This is a genomic window from Pedobacter sp. 01T416_2 (assembly GCF_056398925.1).
Genome location: NZ_JBFTQI010000420.1, coordinates 1 through 5187, shown reverse-complemented (window position 1 = coordinate 5187; position 5187 = coordinate 1). Strand labels below are relative to the sequence as shown.

At 38.0% G+C, this 5187-nt stretch carries 4 protein-coding genes; 1 reads left to right on the top strand and 3 read right to left on the bottom strand.

Translation table 11 applies throughout. From position 1 onward, the window contains the following. The 3 genes from AC1DPQ_RS16910 to AC1DPQ_RS16900 all read right to left on the bottom strand — a co-directional run. The coding region (locus AC1DPQ_RS16910) for a PQQ-dependent sugar dehydrogenase (RefSeq protein WP_477610320.1) at positions 1-1000 on the bottom strand (1000 nt) is incomplete at its 3' end. A gap of 441 nt (positions 1001-1441) precedes the next feature. Further along, positions 1442-3820: an endonuclease MutS2 gene (locus AC1DPQ_RS16905; protein ID WP_477610319.1), complete on the bottom strand. Its 2379-nt coding sequence runs from the start codon at positions 3818-3820 to the stop codon at positions 1442-1444. Between the two features lies 1 nt (position 3821). Next, complete coding sequence (locus AC1DPQ_RS16900; protein WP_477586004.1) at positions 3822-4355, bottom strand: DUF4296 domain-containing protein; 534 nt, start codon at positions 4353-4355, stop codon at positions 3822-3824. Between the two features lie 93 nt (positions 4356-4448). Here AC1DPQ_RS16900 and AC1DPQ_RS16895 point away from each other — a divergent pair, with 93 nt between their 5' ends. After that, complete coding sequence (locus tag AC1DPQ_RS16895) at positions 4449-5150, top strand: YggS family pyridoxal phosphate-dependent enzyme (RefSeq protein WP_477610318.1); 702 nt, start codon at positions 4449-4451, stop codon at positions 5148-5150. Positions 5151-5187 lie beyond the last annotated feature (37 nt).

Below are 5187 nucleotides of genomic sequence, written 5' to 3'. Positions count from 1 at the left end.
TCCTACCATAAGTGTTTACATAAAAATCTTTCGTTCCTGTAATTTTTGTTTGAGCATCATCTAATTTAAGCTGCATCAATTTAGTTCCTTTTAATACAGCCAGCAGCAACGAATTTTTAAATTGCGGAATATAATCTGAATTGTAATAAGCTAAACCACTAGGCGCAATGGTTGGTGTCCAATTGATTAATGGCTCTACCACATTGTTCGAACTGCAAAACGATTGTTCTCCACTTTCATTACAAAAACCTTTAATATTTGGCCATCCGTAGTTTCTTCCCTTTTCGATAATATTAATCTCATCATCAGAATCCGGACCATGCTCTGAAGAAAAAATTTTATTGCCCACCTGGGTTAATCCTTGTGCATTTCGATGCCCTAAAGACCAAACCGGGTTATTTGGATAAGGATTATCAGCAGGAATTGATCCATCTAAATTTATCCTTAAAATTTTACCCGCTAAAGAATTAACATTTTGAGGATTGCCAGTATCAGCAGCGTCGCCGGTACTGATAAATAGTTTACCGCCACTGATCAGCAAACGCGAACCATTATGGATTGAAGCCGCAGGAATCTGATCCAATAAAACCTGCGGACTCGTTAAATTTCCTCCGCCGTAAGTATAACGTACAACTTTAGCTTTATAGGTACTACCATAGCCATAAATTACATAAACGTAAGGGTTACTGGTAAAATCGGGATGGAGTGTCATTCCAAGCAAGCCACCTTCTCCATTGGTACGTACTTCGGTTATGGTAAGTAAAGGTGTTACTTGTCCATTGGCAGGATTTAAACGACTAATTTTACCTGCTTTTTCGGTAAACCAAATGAAATTATCAGGTCCATACACCATTTCCCAGGGAAAGCTCAATCCGGATACAACTACTTTTGATTTTAATTCTACATCAGGTAAAGTACCTGGATCGTCGTTATCATCACCATTCTTTTTGCAATTTGTAACGAATAGCATTACAAATAAACAGAGTAGTATTGCCCTCATAACCGTAACGTTTTAGAAATAACAACGTTACGGCTATAAAGTTTTATTGTTTTACTGGGCGGACGTCATTTCGAGCGAAGCACAGCGCAGCCGAGAAATCTTTTAAAGATGCTTAACATCATATTTAAAGATTTTTCCATCGAAGGAGTTCCTTTGGAACACTGCGGTCGAAATGACGATTACACGAGTATTTTACCCCTTATCGTCATCCTCGCGCATGCGGGGATCTTAGACTCAAGTATTATAAGGCATTAAGATTCCCAATCAAGTTGGGAATGACGCCTACACGAGAATTTCAGATCGTAAACATCCAATACCACAGCTATCCCCGTGTTTCCGTCGTCTTTAACGAGTGCATAAATAGCTTTGTGATTTTTATCGCAAAATATTATTTACAATGTCAGATTGTAGCATCCGACACCACGCTAAAACGCCATAACATCAATTCAAATACACATAAGTAATCCCATCCCCGCCTCTATCAGCATGTTCATCTTCCATCCTATTTACCTGACTATATTTACGCAGGTATTCTCTGATCATTTTACGCAAAATACCATCGCCTTTACCGTGAATCAGTTTAATGGACGGAAAGCCGAGCATAATGGCTTTATCTAAATATTTCTCTACTTCAAAGAGGGCGTCTTCAGTTCGTTTTCCACGAAGATCAAGTTCGGCCCTGAAACCAGATACGGCATCATTCATGCGCCCTGCAAAAGAATTTGCACTGCTTTGAACTACTTTTTTAGCTTCACGGTTACTCACCTTTTGAACACGGTTCTTTTTAACAGTCGATCGTAAATCGCCAATAGCCAAAATCAGTTCATTGCGGTTAATTTCTAAAACCTGGCCAATGGTTTCACTATCCGTAAATTTCACTAAATCACCAATTTCAATTTCACCGCCAACAATTACCTGTACTGGTTTAGGGCGCTCTTTCGGAATAGTATTTTTAACCAGCTCTTTTTGCAAATTCTGGCGGAGTTCTTTAGTTACTTCTTTATCAGCTTGCTTTTCCTTAATCTCAGCGATGGTATTTTCAACCAGTTTATTGGCATTTTTAATAATATTCTGCGCCTCTTGTTTCGCCTCTTTAATCAGTACCTTTCTATTCTCCTCTAAAAAGCTTTTCAACTTTTCATTTTCGGCAACCAGGTTTTTAGCTTTATTCTGCTGATTGGCTAAACTTACTTTGGCATCGTAAACATTTTTCTTTTCGCGCTCCAGATCAACAAGCATAGTATCTACGCGGTTCTGGTTAGATCCTGTTTTTTCTTTGGCCAGCTCGATTACCTCTTTTGGCAAACCAATATTCTGAGCGATTTCGAATGCATAAGAACTACCAGGTTTACCCATTTCCAAAATATAAAGCGGTTTCATTTTGGCATTATCAAAAAGCATTGATGCATTTTCCAAACCAGGTGTATTACCTGCAAAAAGCTTTAAATTAGAATAATGGGTAGTAATTACCCCCCTCACCTTTTTATTGTTCAACACCTCTAAAACAGCTTCAGCCATTGGTCCCCCAAACTGCGGATCAGTTCCGGTACCAAACTCATCAATCAGCACCATCGTTTTTGGCGAAGCATGCTCTACAAAATAGCGCATCTTCTTTAGGTGTGCACTGTAAGTACTTAAATCACTTTCTATCGATTGGTCATCGCCGATATCGGCAAAAATATTTTCAAAAATACCCACTTCACTATTCGCATCAACCGGAATTAACAAACCTGTTTGCAACATAATCTGCAAAAGGCCAACGGTTTTCATACAAACCGATTTACCGCCTGCATTTGGTCCTGATACCAATACCACCCGGGTTTCGGCATCTATATGGATATTTAAAGGTGTAACCGTTTTCTTTTCGGCGGCAAATGAAATCGATAATAAAGGGTGCCTTGCATTAATCAGCTTGGTTTTAGGCTCTTTTAACAAACCGGGCATTTCTGCTTCAATATCCATCGCAAATAAAGCCTTTGCACGAACAAAATCCAGTTTGGTAAGGAAACCATGGTAAGAAAGCAATAGTGGCGAATACGGCCGCAAATCGTCCGTTAGCGCAATTAAAATCTTAATAATTTCCCGGCGTTTGTCAAACTCTAAGTCGCGCAGCTTATTATTTAAGGTAAATACTTCTTCAGGCTCAATGTAAACCGTCTGCCCTGTTGCCGATTCATCGTGTACAAAGCCCTTGAGTTTACGCTTGTTCTCGGCCAAAACCGGAATACACATTCTACCATCACGAATGGTTAAACTACCATCGGCAACCCAGTTATTGGCAATCGCCTGCTTGTAGATCGAATCCATTCGCTTACGCACATCTTGTTCAGCTTTCGAAATGGCAGAGGTAATCTCCTGCAATTCTTTTGATGCATTGGGTTTGATCTTTCCTTTGGCATCTATAACGCTTTCTATTTTACGAAGGATCGTTTTTTCGATCGGCAGATGCTCAAATAAAGCTTCTAATGTAGGATATACTTCTGCACGTTCTTCGAAAAAACGGAGTACCGAGAAAACAGTATGCAACGAAGTATATACCTGAAACCACTCATCTTCCAATAGATAAGTGCCTTCAACCCTGATTTTTTCAACCAGCGACTTAATATCAAAAAAGGTATTAATCTGTAGTGGTTCCTGATTTTGCAGAATACTTTTAAACTCGTTTGTTTGACGTAGAAACTTATCAATCTGATCAAAACGGTTCATCACCTGCATCTTCTCTACCATTGTTTGCCCCATCGGACTTAAACAATGTTTGCTAATCAGTTGCCTGATCTCAACAAAACCTAAACGTTCTAAACAGTTTTCGGGATATAACATACTATTGTACAATAGCTGGACTTGGAACTACTTCCGATACGCCAGCTTTTTTTATATTAATTAATGAATCGGCCTGTTTTTTCTTCTTTGCAATTTCAGCAACTGCTTTAACCTTCGATAAAGAATCTGGTTTCATTTTTTTTCTGATCGCAAGAGAATCGGCCTTAAATTTCTTTGCTATCACTAAAGAGTCGGCTTTAAATGCTTTTTTCTTTATTATCAGATCAGCTAATGCCGTTCCCTTTTTTTGCTTGGCTAACAATTTTTGTATGTTTTTATACATCGCCTCTAACGCTACAGGGTTGGTATTATACCATATTAAACTCTTGTTATATTCGGCAGAATCTGTACCAAATTTTTTGTAAATCCCTTTATAATAAGCTGCTGCCACCTTCTTTGCTGAATCTACTACATAAATGCTTGAAAGGTAGCCATCAACAATGTGCATATCGTATAAAATCTTTTCCATTTTATCAGGTTTAATAATGCCATCAGGTATACCAGGTTTGCAACCAAACCATAATATAGCTGTCATTAAAACCCATATTAATCTCTTCATGCTTAATTTAAATATTATTTTTTGCCCAAATTGCGGCAAGGTTATTAATTTTACCAAAAATAGTTATAAATGAGCATAGCTGATAATCTTAAACAATATAAAAGCGAAGTTGAATCAGGCGGGGTAAAACTAATTGCCGTTTCAAAAACACAACCAGTAGAATCAATTTTAGAAGCCTACAACGCCGGACAGCGCATTTTTGGAGAAAACCATGTACAAGAAATGGTAGATAAACAGGCGCAACTTCCAAACGATATCGAATGGCATCTTATTGGCCATTTACAAAGTAATAAGGTAAAATACATTGCCCCTTTTGTAAAACTTATTCATGGGGTAGACAGTTTGAAACTGCTACAGGAAATCAATAAACAAGCGGCAAAAAACAAACGCGTAATTGATTGCTTATTACAGGTTTACATTGCAGATGAAGACACTAAATTCGGACTTGGTTTTGATGAAGTAATCGAATTGCTACGTGCCGAAGACTTAGCCGAATTGAAAAATATCCGTATTGTGGGTTTAATGGGCATTGCCACCAATACCAAGAACGAAAAACAGATTACGACCGAATTTCACGAACTAAAAGTATTTTTTGATGGCATTAAAGTGAGTTTTTTCCGCAAAGACAATGCTTTTAAAGAAATATCKACCGGAATGAGTGCAGATTATAAAATTGCAATTGAAGAAGGAAGTACAATGGTGCGCATTGGCAGCAGTATTTTCGGAAAAAGGGTAATCAAACATTTCAAAAACGATATTACGACCAATTAATATGGATTTTAACATCAGATTTGCGACTGCAGAAGAT

Bases quoted from the DNA above. Each gene is read 5' to 3' on its own strand.
- AC1DPQ_RS16905 (WP_477610319.1), bottom strand. From the start codon at position 3,820: ATGTTATATCCCGAAAACTGTTTAGAACGTTTAGGTTTTGTTGAGATC.
- AC1DPQ_RS16900 (WP_477586004.1), bottom strand. From the start codon at position 4,355: ATGACAGCTATATTATGGTTTGGTTGCAAACCTGGTATACCTGATGGC.